The 348-nt window shown below is 67.2% G+C and carries 1 protein-coding gene; it reads left to right on the plus strand.

Going from position 1 to position 348, the window contains the following annotated elements; genetic code table 11:
* Positions 1 to 348: 30S ribosomal protein S3 (rpsC, locus tag C2142_RS40240; RefSeq protein WP_241003255.1), on the plus strand; the 348-nt coding region annotated here is incomplete at both ends.

A 348-nucleotide genomic window follows, 5' to 3' on the forward strand; every position in this document is an offset into this window, starting at 1 on the left:
AGGAAGACGTTGCCATTCGTCGCATGATGACGAAGGGCATGGAGCGCGCCGGCATCTCCAAGGTCGAGATCGAGCGCACCCGCGACCGCGTCCGCGTCGACATCCACACCGCTCGCCCCGGCATCGTCATCGGCCGCCGTGGCACCGAGGCCGACCGCATCCGCGGCGACCTCGAGAAGCTGACCGGCAAGCAGGTCCAGCTGAACATCCTCGAGGTCAAGAACCCCGAGCTGGACGCCCAGCTCGTGGCTCAGGGCGTCGCGGAGCAGCTGTCCTCCCGCGTCTCCTTCCGTCGTGCCATGCGCAAGTCGATGCAGGGCACCATGAAGTCCGGCGCCAAGGGCATCA

Origin of the sequence: Streptomyces sp. CB01881, assembly GCF_002953255.1 — a bacterium.
GTDB lineage: Bacteria > Actinomycetota > Actinomycetes > Streptomycetales > Streptomycetaceae > Kitasatospora.